The 21847-nt window shown below is 70.3% G+C and carries 20 protein-coding genes and 1 other RNA gene; 12 read left to right on the top strand and 9 right to left on the bottom strand.

Annotated features, from left to right (window positions below):
- Nucleotides 1-104 precede the first annotated feature (104 nt).
- Nucleotides 105-1526, top strand: coding sequence for an FAD-binding oxidoreductase (locus tag ABE438_RS01485; RefSeq protein WP_346500507.1), 1422 nt, complete (start codon nucleotides 105-107; stop codon nucleotides 1524-1526).
- Between the two features lie 107 nt (nucleotides 1527-1633).
- Nucleotides 1634-5236, top strand: coding sequence for an AsmA family protein (locus tag ABE438_RS01480; protein WP_346500505.1), 3603 nt, complete (start codon nucleotides 1634-1636; stop codon nucleotides 5234-5236).
- Between the two features lie 9 nt (nucleotides 5237-5245).
- On the opposite strand, the gene ABE438_RS01475 is transcribed toward ABE438_RS01480, so the two are convergent.
- From ABE438_RS01475 to ABE438_RS01445, 7 genes are all read right to left on the bottom strand, one after another.
- Nucleotides 5246-5479, bottom strand: coding sequence for a ribbon-helix-helix domain-containing protein (locus ABE438_RS01475; RefSeq protein WP_346500503.1), 234 nt, complete (start codon nucleotides 5477-5479; stop codon nucleotides 5246-5248).
- A complete protein-coding gene (locus ABE438_RS01470) occupies nucleotides 5476-5670 on the bottom strand; it encodes a DUF4169 family protein (RefSeq protein ID WP_346500501.1) in 195 nt (64 codons plus the stop codon). Before ABE438_RS01470 ends, ABE438_RS01475 begins: the two co-directional genes overlap by 4 nt.
- A gap of 2 nt (nucleotides 5671-5672) precedes the next feature.
- On the bottom strand, nucleotides 5673-7076 hold the full coding sequence (gene fumC, locus ABE438_RS01465) for a class II fumarate hydratase (RefSeq protein ID WP_346500500.1): 1404 nt from the start codon (nucleotides 7074-7076) through the stop codon (nucleotides 5673-5675).
- Between the two features lie 23 nt (nucleotides 7077-7099).
- Complete coding sequence (locus ABE438_RS01460) at nucleotides 7100-7684, bottom strand: SspB family protein (RefSeq protein ID WP_346500498.1); 585 nt, start codon at nucleotides 7682-7684, stop codon at nucleotides 7100-7102.
- A 193-nt stretch (nucleotides 7685-7877) separates the two neighbouring features.
- Nucleotides 7878-8244, bottom strand: a transfer-messenger RNA (tmRNA) gene (ssrA, locus tag ABE438_RS01455).
- Nucleotides 8245-8362: 118 nt separating this feature from the next.
- Nucleotides 8363-8665 (bottom strand): hypothetical protein, encoded by a 303-nt coding sequence (locus tag ABE438_RS01450; RefSeq protein WP_346500496.1) that lies wholly within the window; start codon nucleotides 8663-8665, stop codon nucleotides 8363-8365.
- A 147-nt stretch (nucleotides 8666-8812) separates the two neighbouring features.
- Nucleotides 8813-9115 (bottom strand): PepSY domain-containing protein, encoded by a 303-nt coding sequence (locus ABE438_RS01445; RefSeq protein WP_346500494.1) that lies wholly within the window; start codon nucleotides 9113-9115, stop codon nucleotides 8813-8815.
- Between the two features lie 166 nt (nucleotides 9116-9281).
- On the opposite strand from ABE438_RS01445, the gene ABE438_RS01440 reads away from it, so the two are divergent.
- The 8 genes from ABE438_RS01440 to ABE438_RS01405 all read left to right on the top strand — a co-directional run bounded on the left by ABE438_RS01440 (nucleotide 9282) and on the right by ABE438_RS01405 (nucleotide 16231).
- Nucleotides 9282-10076 carry a thymidylate synthase gene (locus ABE438_RS01440; protein ID WP_346500493.1) on the top strand — a complete coding sequence of 265 codons (795 nt, stop codon included), beginning with the start codon at nucleotides 9282-9284 and terminating at the stop codon, nucleotides 10074-10076.
- The gene (locus ABE438_RS01435; RefSeq protein WP_346500491.1) at nucleotides 10073-10555 is read left to right on the top strand and encodes a GNAT family N-acetyltransferase; all 483 of its coding nucleotides are present in this window, start codon (nucleotides 10073-10075) and stop codon (nucleotides 10553-10555) included. The genes ABE438_RS01440 and ABE438_RS01435 overlap by 4 nt, the downstream gene beginning before the upstream one ends.
- 4 nt (nucleotides 10556-10559) lie before the next feature.
- Nucleotides 10560-11099 carry a dihydrofolate reductase gene (locus ABE438_RS01430; protein WP_346500489.1) on the top strand — a complete coding sequence of 180 codons (540 nt, stop codon included), beginning with the start codon at nucleotides 10560-10562 and terminating at the stop codon, nucleotides 11097-11099.
- A 563-nt stretch (nucleotides 11100-11662) separates the two neighbouring features.
- Nucleotides 11663-12850, top strand: a complete 1188-nt coding sequence (gene hflK / locus ABE438_RS01425) for an FtsH protease activity modulator HflK (RefSeq protein WP_346500488.1) — start codon at nucleotides 11663-11665, stop codon at nucleotides 12848-12850.
- On the top strand, nucleotides 12847-13812 hold the full coding sequence (hflC, locus tag ABE438_RS01420) for a protease modulator HflC (protein WP_346500486.1): 966 nt from the start codon (nucleotides 12847-12849) through the stop codon (nucleotides 13810-13812). The genes hflK and hflC overlap by 4 nt, the downstream gene beginning before the upstream one ends.
- A gap of 9 nt (nucleotides 13813-13821) precedes the next feature.
- Complete coding sequence (locus tag ABE438_RS01415; protein WP_346500484.1) at nucleotides 13822-14007, top strand: DUF2065 domain-containing protein; 186 nt, start codon at nucleotides 13822-13824, stop codon at nucleotides 14005-14007.
- Between the two features lie 261 nt (nucleotides 14008-14268).
- Nucleotides 14269-15786, top strand: coding sequence for a DegQ family serine endoprotease (locus ABE438_RS01410; RefSeq protein ID WP_346500483.1), 1518 nt, complete (start codon nucleotides 14269-14271; stop codon nucleotides 15784-15786).
- A 103-nt stretch (nucleotides 15787-15889) separates the two neighbouring features.
- The gene (locus ABE438_RS01405) at nucleotides 15890-16231 is read left to right on the top strand and encodes a DHCW motif cupin fold protein (RefSeq protein ID WP_346500481.1); all 342 of its coding nucleotides are present in this window, start codon (nucleotides 15890-15892) and stop codon (nucleotides 16229-16231) included.
- Nucleotides 16232-16256: 25 nt separating this feature from the next.
- On the opposite strand, the gene serB is transcribed toward ABE438_RS01405, so the two are convergent.
- Complete coding sequence (gene serB, locus ABE438_RS01400) at nucleotides 16257-17147, bottom strand: phosphoserine phosphatase SerB (protein ID WP_346500479.1); 891 nt, start codon at nucleotides 17145-17147, stop codon at nucleotides 16257-16259.
- Between serB and miaA the strand changes: the two genes are divergently transcribed.
- On the top strand, nucleotides 17146-18087 hold the full coding sequence (miaA, locus tag ABE438_RS01395) for a tRNA (adenosine(37)-N6)-dimethylallyltransferase MiaA (RefSeq protein ID WP_465248530.1): 942 nt from the start codon (nucleotides 17146-17148) through the stop codon (nucleotides 18085-18087). The two genes, serB and miaA, sit on opposite strands and share 2 nt — an antisense overlap.
- 10 nt (nucleotides 18088-18097) lie before the next feature.
- Here the strand turns inward: miaA and ABE438_RS01390 are convergent, their stop codons facing one another.
- Entirely contained in the window at nucleotides 18098-19567 is a 1470-nt protein-coding gene (locus ABE438_RS01390) for a sensor domain-containing diguanylate cyclase (protein ID WP_346500475.1), read from the bottom strand.
- A gap of 395 nt (nucleotides 19568-19962) precedes the next feature.
- On the opposite strand from ABE438_RS01390, the gene ABE438_RS01385 reads away from it, so the two are divergent.
- Entirely contained in the window at nucleotides 19963-21726 is a 1764-nt protein-coding gene (locus tag ABE438_RS01385; RefSeq protein ID WP_346500473.1) for an acetolactate synthase 3 large subunit, read from the top strand.
- Nucleotides 21727-21847 lie beyond the last annotated feature (121 nt).

Below are 21847 nucleotides of genomic sequence, written 5' to 3'. Positions count from 1 at the left end.
GCCGGCCGCCGCGCGGGACAACAGCGCCTGAACCGTCAGCGAAAGCCGAAGAGTTCCAGATTAGGGCATTCTTTCAAGGTATGACAATGAGTTCCTCCGTCGCCATGGCTCAGGCCCCCCTTGCTTCCTCTGCACAGCTGCCGCCCTCGGGCGAGGCGATCACTGCCGTGACCGGCGCGCTGGCCGCGCGATTCGGCAACCGCCTGGTCACCAGCCTCGCCGTACGCCAGCAGCATGGCCATACGTTGACCTGGATTCCAAACCAGCCGCCGGATGCGGTGGTGTTCCCGCAGAGCACGCAGGAGGTCTCGGAGATCGTCACCCTGTGCGCCGCCCATGGCGTGCCGGTGATCGCCTACGGCACCGGCACCTCGCTGGAAGGCCATGTCAACGCGCCCTTCGGCGGCGTCTGCATCGACATGTCCCAGATGAAGCGCGTGGTCGCCGTGCATGCCGAGGACCTCGACTGCGTGGTCGAGGCTGGCGTCACCCGCAAGGAGCTGAACGAGCATCTGCGCGACCAGGGCCTGTTCTTCCCGATCGATCCGGGCGCCGACGCCTCCATCGGCGGCATGGCGGCGACGCGGGCCTCCGGCACCAATGCGGTGCGCTACGGCACGATGAAGGACAATGTCATCGCGCTGACCGCGGTGATGGCCGACGGCTCGATCGTCAAGACGGCCAACCGTGCCCGCAAGACCTCGGCCGGCTACGACCTGACGCGCCTGCTGGTCGGCTCGGAAGGCACGCTCGGCATCATCACCGAGGTGACGGTCAAGCTGCACGGCATTCCCGAGGCGATCTCGGCCGGCGTCTGCCCGTTCCCGTCGGTGAAGGCGGCCTGCGATGCGACGATCATCACCATCCAGTCCGGCCTGCCGGTGGCGCGCATCGAACTGCTCGACGACGTGATGATCCGCGGCGTCAACCTGCATTCCAAGCTCGACCTGCCGGAGACGACGATGCTCTTCGTCGAGTTCCACGGCTCGGAGGAGGGCGTGAAGGAGCAGGCGGAGCGCTTCGGCGAGATCGCTATGGAGTTCGGCGGCGGCCCGTTCGACTGGGCGACCAGGGCCGAGGACCGCACCAAGCTCTGGCAGGCCCGCCACGACGCCTACTGGGCGGCGCGCGCGCTGCGTCCCGGCTTCGAATCGGTGGCGACCGATGTCTGCGTGCCGATCTCGCGCCTCGCCGACTGCGTCGAGGAGACCAAGCGCGACATCGAGGAGATGGGGCTGATTGCGCCGATCGCCGGCCATGTCGGCGACGGCAACTTCCACACCCAGCCGCTGGTCGACCTCAACGATGCCGACGAGATGGCCCGCTGCCAGGCTTTCATCGACCGCCTCGTCAAGCGGGCGCTGGCGATGGAGGGCACCTGCACCGGCGAGCACGGGGTCGGCCAGAAGAAGGGCAAGTATCTTGAGGCCGAGCACGGCGCGCCGGCGCTCGCCGTGATGCGCCTGCTGAAGCGCTCGCTCGACCCGAAGAACATCCTCAACCCCGGCAAGATCTTCGTCGACTGAGCCCATGACGAGCGGGGGCGGCCCAGCCTCCGCCCGACCGGCGTCGCCATCCCGCAATCCGAGCGAGGCGGGGTGGTGATGCGAGCGAGAAGGACCGATGCGAGCCCGTGCGTGAGTTCCTGACCTTCCTGGCCGGGTTGCTGGTCGTCGCACTGCTCGCGGCGCTGGTCGGGCCGGGGTTCGTCGACTGGCGCTCATACCGCGCGGATTTCGAGCGGCGCATCGCGGCGGCGCTCGGCGTCGAGACCAGGATCGCCGGCGAGATCGGCCTGCGGCTGCTGCCCTCGCCGCGGCTGACGCTCGGCGAGGTCCGGCTCGGCCCGGCGGACGGGCAGGCAAGCTCGGCTGCGATCGAGCGGCTGCGCGTCGAACTCGCCCTGACCGCGCTGGCGCGCGGCGAATTCCGCTTCACCGAGGCCGAACTCGACGGGCTCGCCTTGTCGCTGGTCGGCGACGCTGCCGGCGGGGTCGTGCTGCCGCCGCGCACTGGCCCCTCCCTGCCGGCCGGCACCGGCATCGATCGGTTGCGCATCCGCCGCTCGGCGCTGGTCTGGCGCGACGCGCCCGGCCAGCCCGCCCAGGTCCTGGCGCCGGTCTCCGTCGATGTCGCGGCGACGGCGCTCGCCGGTCCCTGGCGGATCGAGGGCGAGGTCGCGGGTGCCTCTCTGCGGATCGCCACCGGCGAGATCGAGCCCGGTGGCCGGCTGCGCAGCAAGGCCTCGCTGACCGGCGAGCAATTGCAGCTCGGTTTCGACGGGGCGCTGACGCTGGCGCTGGAAGGTGATGGGCTGCGTCCGGGCCTCGACGGCGCCTTCACCGCGGCGCCGGGCGGCGCGGTCTCACTCTCGGGCCGGGTCGCGGGCGATCATCGCCGCCTCGCCTTGTCGGGGCTTGCGGTCGAGATCGCCGGTGGGGCCGCCCGCCTCGAAGGCGAGGGCTGGCTGGCGCTGCGTGACGGCACTGGGGCGCTCGACCTGAAGGCGCGCCGCCTCGACGCCGACGCGCTCGCCGAGGCGCTGGCCCAGCGACCGGGCTTCGCGCAGGCGCTTGCCGCGCTGCCGGGGCCGATCGACCTCGCTCTGGCGCTCGACCAGATCGCCTGGCGCGGCGAGGATCTTTCCGATCTCGATTTGCGCGGCCGGCTCGGCCCCGAGGGACTCGACGCGGCCCACGCCAGCCTCCGCCTCGCCAACACCCGTATAGCCATCGCCGATGCCGGCGCGGAGGCGGCGCGCGTGCATGGGCGCGTCACGATCGCAGCGCCGGAAGCGCGCCGTGCCGCGCTGGCCCTGGCACGGCTCGGCGTCGACCAGGTGCTGGCCGACAGTTTCGCCGCCTTGCAGAGCCTCGACGGCGGCGCGGTGCTGGACTGGAGCGGCGAGCGTCTCGCCATCACCGAGCTCTCCGCCCGTACCGGTTCGGCCCAGACGCTGGCAGGCGAGGCGACGATCACGCCGCGGCGGCTGGAGGCGCGCCTGCGGGTCGACGGGCTCGATCTCGCCGAATTGCCGCCGGGCGAGACGCTGAGCGGGCTCGCCGGCACGCGCGATCTCGCGCTCGACCTGACGCTGGCGGGCCTGCGCCATCGCGGCGTGCCCCCCGGATCGGCGCGGCTGGCGCTATGGCGCGAGGGTTCGCAATGGCGCCTGAACCGGCTGCTGGTCGAGGGCTTCGGCGGCGTGCGCGTCGAGGGCGAGGGGGCGCTGCTGCCGGGCGGCGGCGACATTTCGGGCCGCGTGCGCGCGCCTTCCGTCGCACCGCTCGCGGCGCTGGCGGGGCCCGCCTTGCCGGAGGCGATCCGCAGCGCGCTGCCGCGCCTCGGCGACGGGCTCGCCGGTCTCGACGCGGCTTTCCGCCTCGCCCGCGAGGCCGATGGCCAGACGCGTCTCGCGGCCGAGGGCAAGGCGAAGGCCGGCGGTTTCCGGCTCAACGGCCGCCTCGACGCCAAGGGCGATTGGCACACCGGCGATCTCGCCTGGAGCCTCGACGACAGGCGGCGCATCTTCGCGGCCCTCGACCTGCCGCAGCCCGCCAGTGGCGGGCCGGCGCAGGCCACCGTCAGCTTTTCGCAAGGTGGAGCCGCTGGTTCCCTGAGCGGCGAGGGGCTGGCAATGATCCTCGACCGTGCGCCGGCGGGCGCGACGCAATTGACGCTGCAGGCCGATTCCGCGCGCCGGCTGCTGCCGGAAGGGCTGGCGCGGCTCCTGCCGGACGGCCCGCTCGACGGCCATGCCCGGCTCGACCTGGGCGAGACGCGCCGGCTCGACGACCTCGTGGTGAACCTCGCCGGCGCCACCGCCCGCGGCCAGCTGACGCTCGATGCCGGCGGCCGCATCGGCGGCAGGCTGGTCTTGCCGGGACTGTCGCTGCCGGCGCTGCTGGGCGCGGCGCTCGGCGAGGCGAAGCCGGTCGCGGGCAGCGCCTGGTCGCCCTCGCGCTTCGAGGCCGCAGCCCCGCTCGGGGAGATTGCGCTCGACCTCGCCGCCGAAAAGCTCGTGCTGACGCCGATGCAGGCGCTCGCCGATGCCAGCCTCAGGCTGGCGGCCGGGGCGGACGGGCTGGCGCTGGAGAAGATCGCCGGCCGCATCGCCGGCGGGACGGCGAGCGGCCGCATCGCGGCCCGTCGCGATGGCGGGCTGGCGCAGCTGTCGGGGCAGCTCGCGGTCGCGGGGCTCGACCTCGCGCAGCTGTCGGACGGAGCGCTGACCGGGCGGCTCTCGGGCCGGTTCGAGGGCGGCGGTTCCGGCGAGAGCCCGGCCCGGCTTGTCGCCGGGCTCGGCGGTGCCGGCACGCTGACGCTGGCCGACGCCGCGCTGAGCCGCTTCGACCCGCAGGCGCTGTCGCGGGTCGTCGCCGAGACGGGCGAGGATGCCTCGGAGAGTGAGACGGCGCGGCTGCGCGGCCGGGTCGAGGCGGCGCTGGCGGCGGCGGCCTGGCCGCTGGGCGCGGTGAGCGTGCCCTTCACCCAGGCCGGCGGCGTGCTGCGCCTGTCGCCGGTGACGCTGGAACGCGCTGGCCTCCAGGCCGAGGCCTCGGGCCTGGTCGACTGGCGGGCGCTGACGCTCGATCTGCGGCTGTCGCTGCGCCCGCTCGGCGCCCCGCCCAAGGGGTGGCCCGAGCAACTGCCGCGCGTCGGTGTCACCTGGCGCGGGCCGCTGGCGGCGCCTGTGCGCGAAACCGATGTCGGGGCGCTCGCCAATCTCGTGGCGGCGCGGGCGCTCGCCCGCGAGATCGCCCGCGTCGAGGCTTTCGAGGCCGACCAGCGCGAGCGTGCCTATTTCGTCCGCAGGCTGCGGGCCGAGCGCGAGATGCGCGAGAACGAGCGCAAGCTGCAGGAGTTCCTCAAGGCGGAGGAGGAACGGCGGCAGGCCGAAGCGCGCAAGGCCGAGGAGGAGCGCCTGGCGGAGGAAGCCCGGCGCGCCGAGGAAGCCCGCAAGGCTGAGGCCGCGCGCCGGCAGGAGGAAGCGAGGCGGCAGGAAGAAGTCCGGAGAGTGGAGGAGCAGCGTCGCCGGGCCGAGGCCGAGGAGCGCGCGCGCCGCAACAGCCTGAGGCCGGATGGACAGAGCGGGCCGCTGGTCCTGCCCGGCGCGCCGCGCAGCTTCGGCGAGAGCGCGCGCCCGGTCGCGCCGCTCGAGCCGCAGGCGCTGCCGCCGCCCTTGCAGATCGTGCCGGTGCCGCAGCCCGCGCCGCATTCTTCGCCGGGCGGCTGAGCGGCGTCGTCAGCCGGCATCCGTCTCGCCGGCGAGGGCGCGATAATGCGCCAGCACGAGCAGGCGCAGCGCCGAGGAGAGATTGGTGTCGCCGCGGCCGAGATCGGTCTCGGCGACGAGGGCCGCCACCGAAATCTCGCGCGCCGTGGCGATGCGCCTGAGCGCCTCCCAGAACGGTTCCTCAAGCGAGATGCTGGTGCGGTGGCCGGCGATGGAGAGCGAGCGCTTGCGCTGCCCGCTCACGCCTCGTCCCCGTCCGGGCGCCCGAGGCGATGGCCGTCGAGGCGGGCGGCCTCCAGCTTCGCCTCGGCCTCCGTCAGCTTGCGCTCCGCCTTGGTGCGGCCGAAGGCGATCCGGTTTTCGGCGGCCTGCGCCTCGGCCGCGGCGCGGTCGCGGGCCTTCCGGGCCCGGCGCAGGTTGACGATCTCCGCCATTCTCAGGCCGGGCCGAGCATGGTCTCGGGGACTACTGTCCGGTCGAACAGATCGGCGTCGACCCCCGCCTTCAGCGCTTCCTCGCGCAGGGTGGTGCCGTTGTGATGCGCCGCCTTGGCGATGCCGGCGGCCTTGTCGTAGCCGATGGCGGGCGCGAGCGCGGTCACCAGCATCAGCGAGCGCGACAGCAACTCGGCCAGGCGCTCGCGATTGGGCTCGATGCCCTCGACGCAATTGGTGCGGAAGCTGTCGGCCGCGTCGGCCAGGAGCCTGGCCGATTGCAGGAAGGCCTGCGCGATCACCGGCTTGAAGACGTTGAGCTCGAAATGGCCCTGGCTGGCGGCGAAGCCGATCGTGGCCTGGTTGCCGTGCACGCGGGTGGCGACCATGGTCAGCGCCTCGGCCTGGGTCGGGTTGACCTTGCCGGGCATGATCGAGGAGCCGGGCTCGTTCTCCGGCAGGCTGATCTCGCCGAGACCCGAGCGCGGGCCGGAGCCCATCAGGCGGATGTCGTTGGCGATCTTGAACAGGTCCATCGCCAGCGCGGTGAGCGCGCCGTGGCTGTAGGTGACGGCGCCATGGCTGGCGAGCGCCTCGAAAAGGTTGTCGGCGGTGCGGAAGGGCAGGCCGGTCAGCGCCGCGACCTCGGCGGAGAAGGCCCTGGCGAAATCGGGATGGGCGTTGAGCCCGGTGCCGACGGCGGTGCCGCCCTGCGCCAGGGCGAGCAGGCCGGGCAGGGTCTGCTCGATTCGGGCCATGCCGAGCTCGATCTGCGCGACATAGCCGGAGAACTCCTGGCCGAGCGTGACCGGGGTCGCGTCCTGCAGATGGGTGCGGCCGATCTTGACCAGGTCGGCGAAGGCCTCCGCCTTGGCCGCCAGCGCGCCCTTGAGGCGGCCGAGCGCCGGCAGGAGCTCGCGTCCGACGGCCAGCGCCGCGGCGATGTGGATCGCGGTCGGGAAGCTGTCGTTGGAGGACTGGCCCTTGTTGACGTGATCGTTCGGATGGACCGGGCTCTTCTTGCCGAGGCCGGCACCGAGGATCTCGTTGGCGCGGTTGGCCAGCACCTCGTTGACGTTCATGTTCGACTGGGTGCCGGAGCCGGTCTGCCAGACGACGAGCGGAAAGTGATCGTCGAACTTGCCGGCCAGCGCCTCGTCGGCCGCCTGGACGATCGCCTTCTCGACGGTCGCGTCGAGCAGGCCGAGCCGGGCGTTCACCGTGGCGGCGGCCTTCTTGACCATGACCAGCGCGTGGACCAGCGGCAGCGGCAGGCGCTCCGACGGGCCGCCGATCCGGAAATTCTCGAGGGATCGCTGGGTCTGCGCCGCCCAGTAGCGGTCGGCGGGGACGTCGATCGGACCGAAGGAATCAGTCTCGCTGCGGAATCCGGGGCTGGCGGTCATGGCGGCCGATACTCGCTTCGCGGTCAGGTCTTCTTTCTGAAGGCGTCGAGGCTGACGACCTGCGCGCCGCCCTCCTCGCCGCCGGCGGTGGCCTCGGCCTCGCCCTTCTCCTCGGCCGCGGCGTCGTCGGGACGGGCGCGGGCGGTCGGCAGGGCGAGCGGCGCGGCAGGGGCGATGCCGGGCTCGGAGCCGGCGCCGCGCGGTGCCTTGCCGGCGGCGGCCGGTTCGGCCGGCGCCGCCTCGGCGGCGGCCTCCTGCGTCTCGAACTTCAGCCCGAACTGCACGGATGGATCGAAGAAGGTGGTGACGGCGTCATAGGGGATCAGCAGCCGCTCGGGCACGCCCGAGAAAGACAGGCCGACTTCGAAGGCATGCTCGCTGACGTTCAGGTCCCAGAACTGGTGCTGGAGGACGATCGTCATCTCGTCAGGATGCTTGTCGCGCAGGCGCTGCGAGACGCGCACGCCCGGCGCGCCGGTCCGGAAGGTGATGTAGAAATGGTGGTCGCCCGGAAGCCCGTCGCGGCCCGCCTCGGCCAGAATCTTGCGCACGACGCCCTTCAGCGCGTCCTGCACCATGAGGTCGTAGCGGAGAATGTCCTTGGTCATCGCGTCGGGGTTCCGTTTCCGCTCCTTTAGATCAGGTCGGGCTCCGGCGAAAGCGGCCGAAGCCAAAAACCTGATCATTTCTATTAGTTTAGATCGCTTCTCATACGAAACTGCGACAGTCGTCCGCCAAGGCGGCTGCAAGAGCGGCGATGGGCGGGCGGCGTCGGCCGGAGATGAAAAGCGAGCTGGAGAAAGTGGAGGCTTCTGTTGCCAGGCGCCTCCGAGCCCCGCCTTACGCGGCTAAACGCAAGGGCTTTGGTTTGGGAACCAGCACCGCTTACGCGGCGACGGCGACCCGAGCATTGTTGTCGTTGGCAACTATGCGTTAGGCCCGATAACGGTGGAACCATGCCGAGCAAAAGAACGACCTTTACACCCTCGTCGATCCTATTTCGCCCCCGCCCCAGCCCATCGCCGCGCCAGGCGTCGATGGGTTGAGGTGGAGGCGCCGGGTACCGCCCCCGGGTCCGAAAGGCTTATTTCGACGCTCGTTTATCGCCATAGCCGGCCTTGCGGACGGCACGACGAATATAGGGTGGTCCGTTCCGGAGGGGAAGATGCCGCGCGCATCATTCCCGCGAAATCTGCCCGCGAAATCCATCGGACAAATCCGCGCTAGTCTCAGCAGCGCGGCCGGGTGAGGGGGCAGACCGCCGGCAGGCGCCGTCCCTGGGACAGTCAGGGGATCACGGCGCCGTCGAGCCCGCAGAGGTCGAGCACCAGCTCCATGCCGGCGCGGTCACGCCCGCCGAGCTCCCAGCGGCCGTCGATCAGCGCGATCTCCTCGACATGGACCATGCCGTGCTCGAACGCGATGGTGCGCGCGACATCCTCGCTGATCACGGGGGCCGCCGGACGCTGCGGCAAGGCGGAGATGCCGATCTCTGCGCGCGGCGCGCCGCTGGCCAAGGCCGGCGCGGCCGGAACCGCGGCGATGAGGAGTAGGGCCGGCAGCGCGGCCAGCATGGCGGATCTGGTCATGGGAAAGCCTCGTCGGGGCGCGAGGCAGGCCGCGAAGGGGTGCCTCGTCATTCCCCGCCGAGATCGCCCCTGGCGCGGCGCATTGCAACTGCTGCGCCGGCTCAGAAGCGTCACATCCGATCGCGATCGCGTGATCGCGGACCGCGATCAGGAGCGCGGCGGGGTGCCGGCGGTCACCGGGCGGTCGCGCTCGATCTTGATGATGTTGCCATTGTCGGCGCGCAGCTCGATCTCGATCTCGGCGCCGACATTGTCGCGGCCCTTCACCTCCCAGACGCCATCGTCGAGCTCGATCTTCTCGACGCGGACGAGGCCGTTCTGGGTGGCGATGCGGCGCGCCTCGTCGAGGCTGATCGCGGCGTCGGGCGCTGTCTGCGTCTGGGCAATGGCGCTGCCGGCGGCCATGGAGAAGGCGAGGGCGAGCGCGGGGGCGAGATGGCGTCTGGACATGGCGGCTTGGCCTCCTGAAAGCGGATTGGCACGGTCTGGGCTCGCTGTCCCAACGTCGCGCCGCCGCGACCGGTTCCGCCCGCGACACCGTGGATGGCTGCAGGCTGCGGGCTACGCGCGGACGGGGAAGGCGGATAAGGTGCCCCGCTGCTTTCCGGGAATCGCCATGCACCAGTATCAGGCCCTGCTCCAGCGCGTGCTCGACGAAGGCGTCCGCAAGGACGACCGCACCGGCACGGGCACGCTCGCGCTGTTCGGCCACCAGATGCGCTTCGACCTGCGGGAGGGCTTCCCGCTGGTGACGACCAAGAAGCTGCACCTGAAGTCGATCATCCACGAGCTGATCTGGTTCCTGCGCGGCGACACCAATGTGCGCTACCTGCAGGAGCACGGCGTCTCGATCTGGGATGAGTGGGCCGACGAGAACGGCGATCTCGGCCCCGTCTACGGTAGGCAATGGCGCTCCTGGCCGGCGCCGGACGGCAGCACCATCGACCAGATCGCCTGGCTGGTCGACGAGATCCGCCGCAATCCGGATTCGCGCCGGCTGGTGATCTCGGCCTGGAACCCGGCCGACATCCCGAAGATGGCGCTGGCGCCCTGCCACTGCCTGTTCCAGTTCTTCGTGGTCGAGGGGCGGCTATCCTGCCAGCTCTACCAGCGCTCGGCCGACGTCTTCCTCGGCGTTCCGTTCAACATCGCGAGCTATGCGCTGCTGACCCATATGGTCGCGCAGGTCACGGGGCTCGGTGTCGGCGACTTCGTGCACTCCTTCGGCGACACGCATCTCTACCTCAACCATCTCGATCAGACGCGCGAGCAGCTCGCGCGGACGCCGCGGGCGCTGCCGCGGCTCTCGCTCAACCCGGCGGTGACGCGGCTCGAGGATTTCCGCTTCGAGGACGTGGTGATCGAGGGCTACGAGCCGCATCCGACGATCAAGGCGCCGATCGCGATATGAGCCTGACCATCCGACCCGTCCGGCCGGGCGAGGCCGGGCTCGTGCTCGGCTTCGTCCGCGAGCTGGCCGAGTACGAGAAGCTGCTGCACGAGGTCGAGGCCGGCGAGGCCGACATCGCCGCGGCGCTGTTCGCCCCGGAGCCGAAGGTGTTCTGCGATATCGCGGAATGGGACGGCGAGCCGGTCGGCTTCGCCTTGTGGTTCTACACCTATTCGACCTTCACCGGCCGGCACGGCATCTGGCTCGAGGATCTCTATGTCCGCCCCGGCCAGCGCGGCCGCGGCATCGGCAAGGCGCTGATGGTGCGCCTGGCGCGACGTTGCGTCGAGGAAGGCCTGTCGCGCTTCGCCTGGTGGGTGCTGAACTGGAACGAGCCGTCGCGCGTGTTCTATCGCGCGATCGGCGCCGTGGCGCAGAGCGAGTGGACCGTGAAGCGGGTCGACGGCGAGACACTGCGCCGTCTCGCCGCGGGAGCGTGAGCCGATGACGACGCTTCCCGTCGTGCTGGTCGCCGCCATCGCCGACAATGGCGTGATCGGCCGCGACAACCAGCTGATCTGGCGGCTGCGCACCGATCTGCGCCGCTTCCGCGAGATCACCATGGGCTGCCCGATGATCATGGGGCGCAAGACCTTCCTGTCGATCGGCAAGCCGCTGCCGGGCCGGCGCAGCATCGTCCTCACGCGCGACGCGGAGTTCGCAGCCGAGGGCGTCGAGACCGCCGCCTCGCTCGCCGAGGCGCTGGCGCTGGCGCAGCGCATCGGGGCGGAGACGGGCGCGCGGGCCGTGATCATCGCCGGTGGTGGCGAGGTCTATGCCCAGGCGCTGCCGCTGGCCGACCGGCTGGAGCTGACCTTCGTCCATGCCAGCCCAGAGGGCGATGCGCTGTTCCCGGTCTGGGAGGAGGGCGTCTTCGCGCGCGTCGCCGCAGAGCACCATCCGCCGGGCGAGGGCGACGAATACCCCTTCACCTTCGCGAGCTTCGTGCGCAAGGGGACCGAGAAGCACCCAGGCGCCGCATGACGCCGCGTGCCGCGGCGGGGGAAACCATTGTCGGCAACGTCAGTGCGATGACGCGGCGAGGATGCGCCCTGGGGCCGTTGAGCTGGGTTCTCGCCCTCGTTGCCGGGCCGGCCTTGGCGCAGCGCGGCAATCAGCGCTGTTCGGGACGAAAGGGCGGTGTCTCGCATTAGCGGCAGCACCTTCATCTGCAGGGATGGCGCGGCCAGCAGGTCCAAGCGTAGCTGCGACGCAGAGCGTCGCGCCAGGCCGGATTCGACGGCTAAGTCATTATAGTGGGCTACCTCCGCGCTATAGCGCTCGCGGCCGGCAGGGTCTGTCGGCCATGAACCTTGCACTGTTCTCGGCGAGGCGGGAACGGACGGGCCGGCTATTGTGCGAACAACCGGGGCAGTCGGTGGCTCTTGTCCGCGTCACATTGACCGTAGGTGAATTCCGGCGTTGACGAATCCGGGTGGCGTGCACATGTCACGGCGACAGTCCCGTATTGCGCAATGCGGGACGCTGACAACCCGCGGCCGTTCATCTATGCACGGTTGGTGACAGAAGCGAGGAACGGCTAAGGCATGCCTTGGAGCAACCAGAGCGGCGGTAGCGGAGGAAGCGGCGGAGGTGGTCCCTGGGGCCAGCGCGGCGGTGGCAGTGGCGGCGGCAACGGCGGCGGCCCCTGGGGCGGCGGCGGTAGCGGCGGTGGATCCGGCGGCGGCACACCCCCCGATCTCGAGGAGATCATCCGCCGCGGCCAGGACCGTCTCAAGACGATCATGCCCGGCGGCAATCTCGGTGGCCGCGGCATGCTGCTCGGCGGCCTCGCCCTCGTGCTGCTCTGGCTCGCGACCGGCGTCTACACTGTCCGCCCGAACGAGGTCGGTCTCAACCTGATCTTCGGGAAATATGTCGGCAAGACCGGCCAGGGCCTGAACTATAACCTGCCTTACCCGATCGGCAGCGTGATCAAGCCGCAGGTGACCAACGTCATCACCACGGAAGTCGGCTTCCGCACCGTCGAGGCCATGCGCACCACGCGCCAGACCGACGTCGCGGAGGAGAGCCTGATGCTCACCGGCGACGAGAACATCGTCGACATCGATGTGATCGTGCAGTGGCAGATCGATCCGGCGCAGCCGGAGGCCTATGTCTTCAACATCCAGGACCCCCCGGGCACGGTGAAGGCCGTGGCCGAGAGCGCCATGCGCGAGATCATCGGCCGCCGCAACATCCAGCCGGTTCTGACCACCGATCGCGCGGTGATCGAGACCGAGGTCCGGCAGCTGATGCAGGACACGCTCAACACCTATGGCGCCGGCGTGCAGATCCGCCTCGTGCAGCTGCAGAAGGTCGACCCGCCGCAGCAGGTCATCGACGCCTTCCGCGACGTCCAGGCGGCGCGTGCCGACCAGGAGCGCCTGCGCAACGAGGCCGAGACCTTCGCCAACCGCATCGTGCCCGAGGCGCGCGGCCGTGCCGCCCAACTCGTGCAGGCCGCGGAAGCCTTCAAGGACCAGACGGTCAACGAGGCGCTCGGCCAGATCAGCCGCTTCAACGCGGTCTACGAGCAGTACAAGGCCGCCCCGGGCGTGACGCGCGAGCGTCTCTTCCTCGAAACCATGGAGCGCGTCTTCGGCGGCATGGACAAGATCATCCTCGACCAAAGCGGTTCCGGCAGCGGAGTCGTGCCCTATCTCCCGCTCGGCGAGCTCGGCCCGAACCGCGGCCAGGCCCGTCCGCAGACGCAGCAGGGAGCCACGCGATGAACGGCTTCCTCCGCATCGGCGCGCTGGTCGTCATCGGCCTCGCAGTCGTCGTCTTCTACGCCGCGACCTTCGTGGTTCAGCAGACGCAATCGGCCCTCGTGCTGCGCTTCGGCGCGGTGCGCACGGTCGCGACCGCGCCCGGGCTCTACTTCAAGCTGCCGGCCCCGATCGAGCAGGTGGTCTATCTCGACAACCGCATCCTCGATCTCGACCTGCCGGCGCAGGAAATCATCGCCTCGGACCAGAAGCGTCTCGTGGTCGATGCCTTCACGCGCTATCGCATCTCCGATCCGCTGCGCTTCTACCAGGCGGTCAACAACATCCCGCGCGCCAATTCGCAGCTGGCCTCCATCGTCAACGGTCAGGTCCGCTCGGTGCTCGCCGAGGCGACCTTCACCGCGATGGTGCGCACCGACCGCACGCGGCTGATGAACCGCATCCGCGACGAGGTGAACCGCGAGGCCGCCCGCTTCGGCATGACGGTGGTGGACGTCCGGCTGCGTCGCGTCGACCTGCCGGCCGCCAACTCGCAAGCGATCTTCCAGCGCATGCAGACCGAGCGTCAGCGCGAGGCGGCCGAGGCCCGCGCGCTCGGTGCCCAGCAGGCGCAGGAGATCAGGGCCCGTGCCGAGCGCAACTCGACCGTGATCGTCGCCGAGGCCCAGCGCCGTGCCGACGAGGTGCGAGGCGAGGGCGAAGGCGAGCGGAACCGCATCTTCGCGGAAGGTTTCGGCAAGGACCCCGAGTTCTTCGCCTTCTATCGCTCGATGCAGGCCTATGAGGCGAGCCTCAAGGCTGGTGACACGCGTATGCTGGTCTCGCCGGACTCCCCGTTCTTCCGGTTCTTCAACGATCCGAGCGGGAGCCGGCCGGGTGCCGCCGCGGGCAGCAACGGCGCCAGTGCCGCGCCTGCCAACGGCACTGCGACGGCGCCGGTGGCGCCGCGCGCGCCCGCACCCTGATCGGCGGCGATGACGGACTTTCTCGCGGCGCTCGGCCTGGTCTTCGCCATCGAAGGCCTGCTGTTCGCCGCGATTCCGGAAATGGCCAAGGAGGCGCTGCGCAGCGCCTCCGAGACGCCGGTGGACCGCATGCGCCTGATCGGCATCGTGTCTGCCGTCGTCGGCGTGCTGCTGGTCTGGATGGTCCGGGGCTAGAGACAGCGCGGCACGGCTTTCGCCGCAGGCCGCGACGGGACGAACGTCACGCGGCGCCGTCCGCGATCCATCACGAAGGCGGCAGGGAACGCCCGCGCCGCCTTCGCGTTTTTCCCGGCGCGACCGGGCCGCTTTCGACCACGACTGCGTGAGGAGGGGCGTTCGCGTCGACCTTCCGCCGCAATTGGACGTTCTGTGTTGCGTTCGGGTTCCCGCTGCGCTGCTATGACGGTGCGGCGTGACAGTCTCACGAGGATTTCGATGGCTCTTTCATTCCCCCATGGTTCTGCCCTGACGCGGATCGCCGTCGTCGCCGGTCTCGCGCTCGGCGGGCCGCTGACGATCCCGGCCTTCGCCCAGGGCACCGCGGCGGCACCGCTGGTGCAGGGCCAGATCTCCCTCGCCGATCTTGCCGAGCGGGTGATGCCGGCGGTGGTCAACATCTCCGCCGTGACGACCGCCGAAAGCCGCGGCCGCACCCTGCCTCAGCTGCCCCAGCTCGGGCCGGACACGCCCTTCGGCGACCTGTTCGAGGAGTTCTTCAACCGCCGCGGCCAGGGCCAGCAGGGCGAGCGTCAGGCGCCGCAGCAGCGCCGCTCGCAGTCGGCCGGCTCGGGCTTCGTCATCGATCCGTCGGGCCTCGTCGTCACCAACAACCACGTTATCGGCGACGCCAACGAGATCACCGTGGTGTTTGGCGACGGCCAGCGCCTGAAGGCCGAGGTCGTCGGCAAGGACAGCAAGGTCGACCTCGCGCTCCTGCGGGTGAAGTCCGACAAGCCGCTGCCCTTCGTGAAGTTCGGCGATTCCGACAAGATGCGCATCGGCGATCCGGTCATGGCGATCGGCAACCCGTTCGGCCTCGGCGGCTCGGTCTCGTCGGGCATCGTCTCGGCGCGCAACCGCGACATCAACCAGGGTCCCTACGACACCTACATCCAGACCGACGCGGCCATCAACAAGGGCAATTCCGGCGGTCCGCTGTTCAACATGGCCGGTGAGGTCATCGGCATCAACACGGCGATCCTCTCGCCAACCGGCGGCTCGGTCGGCATCGGCTTCGCCGTGCCGTCGTCGCTGGCGACCAGCATCGTCGACCAGCTGCGCGAGTTCGGCGAGACCCGCCGCGGCTGGCTCGGCGTGCGCATCCAGAACGTCGACGAGACCACCGCCGACGCGCTCGGCCTCGGCAAGGCGCGCGGCGCGCTGATCGCCGGCATCGACGACAAGGGCCCCGCCAAGCCGGCAGGGCTCGAGGTCGGCGACGTGATCGTCAAGTTCGACGGCAAGGAGGTCAAGGATTCGCGCGACCTACCGCGCATCGTCGCGGCGACGCCGGTCGGCAAGGACGTGCCGGTCCTGATCATGCGCAAGGGCAAGGAAGAGACCAAGACGGTCAAGCTCGGCCGGCTCGAGGACGGCGAGAAGGTCCAGGCGGCCGCGGCGTCCAAGGGTGCGCCCGAGGCCGCCAAGCCGGCGTCCGCCGCGGCGCTCGGGCTCGAATTCTCGGCCCAGACCGACGAGCTGCGCCGCCGCCACGCGATCAAGGACGGCGCCAAGGGCGTGGTCATCACCAAGGTCGACGGCAACTCCGCCGCCGCCGATCGCCGCGTCCAGGTCGGCGAGCTGGTGGTCGAGGTCGGCCAGGAGCCGGTGAACAGCCCCGAGGACGTGACCAAGCGCCTCGAGGCCCTCAAGAAGGAAGGCCGCAAGTCGGCGCTGCTGCTGATCGCCAGCCCGCAGGGCGGCGACCGCTTCGTGGCCCTGCCGATGAAGTGAGGTTCGGCCTCACCGCGATATGATAAAGGGCGGCCGCGAGGCCGCCCTCGTCGTTTCAAGGCGGGCGAAGGCCGAATTCCGCTGCAGCGAGCATGTGAACCCGATGCGAATGAGCGACATACCCTTCGGTACCACCGATTGGGCGACCATCGAGCCCGAACACCATGCGGGCGAGCAGGGCGAGGCGATCTGGCGGACGCGGCGCTTCGGCCCGGACGGCAACCAGATCCGCGTGCGGATGGTCGAGTATACGCCCGGCTACGTCTCGGACCATTGGTGCGAGAAGGGGCATATCCTGCTCTGCCTCGAGGGCGAGTTGGAGACCACGCTGGCCGATGGCCGGGTCTTCGTGCTGCGGCCGGGCATGAGCTATCAGGTCGCCGATCAGGCCGAGCCGCACCGCTCGACGGCGCCGAAGGGCGCCAGGCTGTTCATCGTCGACTGACGGCGCGACGGCGCGGCGGAAGGCCTCAGCCCCTGACGATCTCGTCCGCGCGGTAGCCCTGGGCGTAGAGCAGGGCGGTGAGGTCGGCATGGTCGAGCCGGGCTGCGGCCGCCGCGGCGACGGCCGGCTTGGCCCGGAAGGCGACGCCGAGGCCCGCTTCGCCCAGCATGGCGAGATCGTTGGCGCCGTCGCCGACCGCCATGGTCAGGGCAGGCGCGACGCCGAGGCGCTCGCGCAGCTCGACCAGCGTGTCGAGCTTCGCCTGCTTGCCGAGGATCGGCTCGCCGACCTCGCCGCTCAGCAGGCCGTCCTGTCCGAGCAGCAGGTTCGAGCGATCCTCATCGAAGCCGATCATCGCGCCGATCGGCCCGGTGAACACCGTGAAGCCGCCGGAGACCAGCGCGGTGTAATGGCCGTTGGCGCGCATGGTGCGCACCAGTTCCCGGCCGCCGGCCGTCAGCGTGATGCGCTCGCGGATGATCTCCTCGATGACCGAGAGCGGCACGCCCTTCAGCAGCGCGACGCGCTCGCGCAGCGCCGGCTCGAAGGCGAGCTCGCCGCGCATGGCCCGCTCGGTGATGTCGGAGACCTTCTCGCGCAGCCCGACATAGTCGGCGAGCTCGTCGATGCATTCCTGGCCGATCATGGTGGAATCCATGTCGGCGAGGAAGAGCCGCTTCCGGCGCGTCGCCGCCGGCTGGACTATCACGTCCACCGGCAGGCCGTCGAGCGCCGTGCGCAGCGCCGCTTCGAGCTTGCGCGCATCGGCGGCATCCGCGAAGAGATCGGCCGCGATCGCGCCGTCGAGCCGGGCAGTGGTCGCAGTGCCGCCGGCGGCGTCACGCAGCCGCGCCAGCAGGGCGTCGTCGAGCGGGGCCTGGCCGTGGGCCGAAACGAGGGTGGCGACGAGAGACATGGGAGCTGCTGCCGGGATGACCTTGGAGGCCGTGCTCATCGCAGGTCCGACCGCGAGCGGCAAGTCCGCGCTGGCGGCCGCGCTGGCACGCCGCCATGGCGGCGTGGTGATCAATGCCGACTCCATGCAGGTCTATCGTGACCTCGCGGTGATCACCGCCCGCCCGACGGCGGACGAGATCGGCGAGGTGCCGCACCTGCTCTACGGCCATGTCGACGGCGCGGTGAACCATTCGGTCGCCGCCTATGCCGCCGAGGTCGCGGCGCTGTTGCCGGCCCTGCGGGCGCAGGGGCGGCTGCCGGTGCTGGTCGGCGGCACGGGGCTCTATTTCAAGGCGCTGGTCGAGGGCCTGTCCGACATGCCGGCGGTCCCGGAGGCGGTGCGCACCGCGTTCCGGGTGCGCACCGCCGGGCTGGAGACGGCGGCGCTGCATGCCGAACTCGCGGCGCGCGATCCGCTGATGGCGGAAAAGCTGCGGCCGAGCGACCGGCTGCGCGTGATGCGGGCGCTGGAGGTGCTGGAAGCGACCGGGCGCTCGCTCGCCCTGTTTCAGGGCGCGCGCCGACCCGGGCCGCTGGCCGGGGCGCGGACATTGCGGTTCTTCCTGGCGCCGGAGCGCGCCCTGGTGCGGGCGCGGATCGATGCGCGGTTCGAGCAGATGATGGCGGGCGGCGCGCTCGACGAGGTCGCGGCGCTGAAGGCGCGCGGGCTCGATCCGCTGCTGCCGGTGATGCGCGCCCATGGCGTGCCCGGGCTGATCGCCCATCTCGACGGAGCGTTGTCGCTGGCTGAGGCGGTCGCCCGCGGGCAGGCCGATACGCGCGCCTATGCCAAGCGCCAGATGACCTGGTTCCGCCATCAGATGCACGACTGGCAGGCGGTGGCGCCGCAGGAGGCCGAGGCGATCGCCTTCGCCGCGCTGGACGCGGAAGGCGCCTGAGCCGCGGCGCTCAGGCGGCGTCGGCGATCAGGTCCTCGCCGGAGCGGATGCAGTCGCGCCCGTCGTTCTTGGCGCGGTAGAGCTGCTGGTCGGCGCGCGCGATCAGATCGCCGATGGTCTCGCCCGGCAGGCGGGTGGCGATGCCCAGGCTCGCGGTGACCTGCAGATCGAGATCCTCGGAAACCGGCAGATGGGTGGCGCGCAGCAGCTTGAGGAAGCGCTCGCCGATGCGTCTCGCCTCGTCTGTGTCGGTGTCCGGCAGGACGACGGCGAATTCCTCGCCGCCGAGGCGGCCGACGAGATGGCCGGCGCGCATATGGCCGAGCAGCAGATCGGCGAATGCACGGATCACGGCGTCGCCGGCCGGGTGGCCGTGACGGTCGTTGACCTGCTTGAAATGGTCGAGATCGATGACGAAGAGCGAGATCGCGCCGCCATCGGAGTCGGCCGCGGCGATCAGCGCCTCCGCCTTCTCCTTCAGCGAGCGGCGGTTGAGCAGCGCGGTCAGCGGATCGGTCTCGGCCAGGCGGCGCAATTCCTGCTCGCGGGCCTCGCGCTCGCCGATCTCGTTCGAGAGCGCCCGGCGGGTGGCGCGCTCGCGGCCGACCTCGAGCGCCAACGTCGCGGCGCGGCTCTGCAGCACGAGATTGGCGTTCATCAGGTCGGAGACGTCGGTCAGCGTCATCACCAGCCCGTCGCCGAGGGGCGCGAGCGCGATCTGCATCCAGACCTCGCGGCCGTTCACCACATGGCTCGCCTCCAGCCTGTCGGTGCGGCGCAGCTCGATCGCATAGAGGCAGCGCCGCCAGACGGTCTCGTCGGCGAGGAAGGGCAGGGTGGCGCGCGCATCGGCGTCGACGAGGTCGTGGCCGGGCTTGCCCGCCAATTCGGCGGCGCGACGGTTGGCGGCGATGATCACGCCGCGCGTCACGGTGCCGTCCGCCTCGCGGACGGCATGCAGGGCGACGATGCCGCAGGGGGAGGAGGCGAGGACGGTTTCGAGCAAGGCTTCGTGATAAAGCATCGGCGTGGAGAAGATAACGATACGCGGGTCGCCATCGACGCCCGTGATGCGGAAGACCAGCCGTTCCCAGAGGCAGATGCCGGCTGTTCCGAGCGAGCGGTGAATGGTGAGGAGAGGGCCGTCGCCGGCGAGCACGCGCGCGCAGCTCTCGACGGTCAGATCGGCGATCGGGCCCGGCATGCGCGAGACCGGGTGCCCGGCGAAGTCGATGCCGACGGCGCGGACGATGTTGCGGCCGTAATGCTCGCAGGCGTAGTCGCTCGTCCCGATTGGCGACAGGATCATCATGTCGTCGCCGAATTCCGCCAGAACCGCCTCGCGGAAGCCAGCGAACGCCGCCGTCCCGGCGCGCTCCAGCCGCTGGACGAGGTCCCGGATCACCGGGTTGCGGGCCCGCTGCGCGATGTTGTGGCGGTGGATCTCGTGGTGCATCGGGCCCGGGTGTGACCTATCCATCTGGCCGGATCGTCGCGTCTCCGGGTGCGCGGCTCGATCCCGATAGGCGTCCTCGTCGCCGCAGCGGCTTCTCCCCGGAGCGGAGAGGCCGTGCTCCGGGAAGGCGGGATAGCATCCGGGTCTTGAAAAAGTGTTCCTGCGATCTTCGAAAACGCCGCTGTTTTCGTGCAGCCTGCGCGATCAGCCGCTTGACCATGCCCCGGCGCTGGTCTAGCGTCCGGAAACTTACGTCATGGAAGGCTGCGAAATGCGCAAGCTTATTATCGTAGAGGTGCGCTGGTAGGGGCCGGTTTCAAGACCGGGCGTCCCCGACGCCAGCGCACGCCCAGGCCCCTCGAAGGGCCTTTTTTATTGCCTTTTTTCGACCGAGTACGAAGACCGCGCAGGAGAGCGTTATGAGCGAGATGATGACCGGAGCCGAGATGGTCGTCCGCGCCCTTCAGGACCAGGGCGTCGAGCACCTGTTCGGATACCCCGGCGGCGCCGTACTCCCGATCTACGACGCGCTCTTCCAGCAGGACAAGGTCAAGCACGTGCTCGTCCGCCACGAGCAGGGCGCCGTCCATGCGGCCGAGGGCTATGCCCGCTCCGGCCCGGGCAAGGTCGGCTGCGTGCTGGTCACCTCCGGCCCCGGCGCGACCAACGCCGTCACCGGCCTGACCGACGCGCTGCTCGACTCGATCCCGCTCGTCGTCCTGACCGGGCAGGTCCCGACGCATCTGATCGGCTCCGACGCCTTCCAGGAATGCGACACGGTCGGCATCACGCGCTCCTGCACCAAGCACAACTACCTGGTGAAGAACATCGCGGACCTGCCGCGCATCCTGCACGAGGCCTTCTATGTCGCGGCCAATGGCCGGCCGGGCCCGGTCGTCATCGACATCCCGAAGGACGTGCAGTTCGCGACCGGCACCTATAGCCGCCCGCTCGACAACCAGCACAAGACCTACCGCCCGACCGTCAAGGGCGACATGACCAAGATCCGCGCCGCGGTGGAGATGATCGCCAACGCCAAGAAGCCGGTGTTCTACACCGGCGGCGGCGTCATCAATGCCGGGCCGCGCGCCTCCGAGCTGCTGCGCGAGCTGGCGCGGCTGACCGGCTATCCCGTCACCTCGACGCTGATGGGGCTGGGCGCCTTCCCGGCGGCCGACCGGCAGTGGCTGGGCATGCTCGGCATGCACGGCACCTACGAGGCCAACCTCGCCATGCACGATTGCGACGTGATGATCGCGGTCGGCGCGCGCTTCGACGACCGCATCACCGGCCGCCTCGACGCCTTCTCGCCGCGCTCGAAGAAGATCCACATCGACATCGACCCGTCCTCGATCAACAAGAACGTCAAGGTCGATATCGGCATCGTCGGCGACTGCGCCCATGTCCTCGAGGACATGATCCAGGTCTGGCGCGAGAAGAACCCGAAGCTCGACAAGACCGCGCTGACCACCTGGTGGACGCAGATCGACGGATGGCGGGCGCGCAACAGCCTCGGCTACAAGAAGTCCGAAAGCGTCATCAAGCCGCAATACGCGATCCAGCGCCTCTACGAGCTGACCAAGGACCGCGAGACCTTCGTCACCACCGAGGTCGGCCAGCACCAGATGTGGGCGGCGCAGTATTTCCACTTCCAGGAGCCGAACCGCTGGATGACCTCGGGCGGCCTCGGGACGATGGGCTACGGCCTGCCGGCGGCGATCGGCGTGCAGATGAAGCATCGCGACGCGCTGGTGATCGACATCGCCGGCGAGGCCTCGATCCTGATGAACATGCAGGAGATGTCGACGGCGGCGCAGTACCGGCTGCCGGTCAAGGTCTTCATCCTGAACAACGAATACATGGGCATGGTGCGCCAGTGGCAGGAGCTGCTGCATGGCGGGCGCTATTCCGAGAGCTACTCGGCCTCTCTGCCCGATTTCGTGAAGCTGGCGGAAGCCTATGGCGGGCACGGCATCCGCTGCTCGGATCCGGCCGATCTCGACCGCTGCATCATGGAGATGATCGAGACGCCCGGCCCGGTGATCTTCGACTGCCATGTCGCCAAGGAAGAGAACTGCTTCCCGATGATCCCGTCGGGCAAGGCCCATAACGAGATGATCCTGCCTGATTTCGAGGGCGATACCGGCGAGATCATCGACGCCGAGGGCCGCCAGCTGGTCTGACGACCGGCGGCGATCCGCCCGGCCTCGGCCGGGCGGCGGGCGCGGGAGGTCCATCCGAGACCTCCCCGCCGACAAGGTCCACGCCCGGCACGCGCCGGCATGGCGGGACCGTGGCGCGGCC

The sequence above is a fragment of the Allobosea sp. TWI1241 genome (assembly GCF_039673065.1).
Lineage (GTDB): Bacteria > Pseudomonadota > Alphaproteobacteria > Rhizobiales > Beijerinckiaceae > Allobosea.
Note: the sequence above shows the minus strand (reverse complement) of the source record. Positions and strands in the feature narration are given on the sequence as shown.

Bases quoted from the DNA above. Each gene is read 5' to 3' on its own strand.
- ABE438_RS01485 (WP_346500507.1), top strand. From the start codon at position 105: ATGGCTCAGGCCCCCCTTGCTTCCTCTGCACAGCTGCCGCCCTCGGGC.
- ABE438_RS01470 (WP_346500501.1), bottom strand. From the start codon at position 5,670: ATGGCGGAGATCGTCAACCTGCGCCGGGCCCGGAAGGCCCGCGACCGC.
- fumC (WP_346500500.1), bottom strand. From the start codon at position 7,076: ATGACCGCCAGCCCCGGATTCCGCAGCGAGACTGATTCCTTCGGTCCG.
- ABE438_RS01460 (WP_346500498.1), bottom strand. From the start codon at position 7,684: ATGACCAAGGACATTCTCCGCTACGACCTCATGGTGCAGGACGCGCTG.
- ABE438_RS01450 (WP_346500496.1), bottom strand. From the start codon at position 8,665: ATGACCAGATCCGCCATGCTGGCCGCGCTGCCGGCCCTACTCCTCATC.
- ABE438_RS01445 (WP_346500494.1), bottom strand. From the start codon at position 9,115: ATGTCCAGACGCCATCTCGCCCCCGCGCTCGCCCTCGCCTTCTCCATG.
- ABE438_RS01440 (WP_346500493.1), top strand. From the start codon at position 9,282: ATGCACCAGTATCAGGCCCTGCTCCAGCGCGTGCTCGACGAAGGCGTC.
- ABE438_RS01435 (WP_346500491.1), top strand. From the start codon at position 10,073: ATGAGCCTGACCATCCGACCCGTCCGGCCGGGCGAGGCCGGGCTCGTG.
- ABE438_RS01430 (WP_346500489.1), top strand. From the start codon at position 10,560: ATGACGACGCTTCCCGTCGTGCTGGTCGCCGCCATCGCCGACAATGGC.
- hflK (WP_346500488.1), top strand. From the start codon at position 11,663: ATGCCTTGGAGCAACCAGAGCGGCGGTAGCGGAGGAAGCGGCGGAGGT.
- hflC (WP_346500486.1), top strand. From the start codon at position 12,847: ATGAACGGCTTCCTCCGCATCGGCGCGCTGGTCGTCATCGGCCTCGCA.
- ABE438_RS01415 (WP_346500484.1), top strand. From the start codon at position 13,822: ATGACGGACTTTCTCGCGGCGCTCGGCCTGGTCTTCGCCATCGAAGGC.
- ABE438_RS01410 (WP_346500483.1), top strand. From the start codon at position 14,269: ATGGCTCTTTCATTCCCCCATGGTTCTGCCCTGACGCGGATCGCCGTC.
- ABE438_RS01405 (WP_346500481.1), top strand. From the start codon at position 15,890: ATGCGAATGAGCGACATACCCTTCGGTACCACCGATTGGGCGACCATC.
- miaA (WP_465248530.1), top strand. From the start codon at position 17,146: ATGGGAGCTGCTGCCGGGATGACCTTGGAGGCCGTGCTCATCGCAGGT.
- serB (WP_346500479.1), bottom strand. From the start codon at position 17,147: ATGTCTCTCGTCGCCACCCTCGTTTCGGCCCACGGCCAGGCCCCGCTC.
- ABE438_RS01390 (WP_346500475.1), bottom strand. From the start codon at position 19,567: ATGGATAGGTCACACCCGGGCCCGATGCACCACGAGATCCACCGCCAC.
- ABE438_RS01385 (WP_346500473.1), top strand. From the start codon at position 19,963: ATGAGCGAGATGATGACCGGAGCCGAGATGGTCGTCCGCGCCCTTCAG.